The organism is Leifsonia sp. SIMBA_070 (assembly GCF_046534635.1).
Taxonomy (GTDB): Bacteria; Actinomycetota; Actinomycetes; order Actinomycetales; family Microbacteriaceae; genus Leifsonia.
Genome location: NZ_JAWRYK010000136.1, coordinates 1 through 301, shown reverse-complemented (window position 1 = coordinate 301; position 301 = coordinate 1). Strand labels below are relative to the sequence as shown.

Annotated in this window: 1 pseudogene; it reads right to left on the bottom strand. The window is 44.9% G+C overall.

Features of this window, described 5'->3' with window-relative positions:
- A pseudogene (locus tag SB754_RS19745) lies at positions 1 to 87 on the bottom strand (transposase family protein); the annotation flags it as partial.
- Positions 88 to 301 lie beyond the last annotated feature (214 nt).

Here is a 301-nt window from a genome sequence, read left to right as displayed (position 1 = left end):
GTAATTTTCCATGTCTTCCCAGCCTTTGGCGCCGGCAATAACGGCTAAAATTGCTATCACTAAAATATCTTTTAATAAATGTTTTTGAGGTAAGAATTCAGGTAGGAGGGGTTGACAAAAGAGAAAAGACAGGTAGCGTAGAGCTATGGAAATCAAGCCACCAGCCATCCCTAAAGACAGAGAAGCTCTCTTACAGCTACGCAAGTCAGAGCTAGTGGAGCTGGTGCTGCAACAGCAAGCGATACTCGAACAACTGGTAGCGGAAGTCGAACGGCTCAAAGGACTGATAGAAAAAGACAGC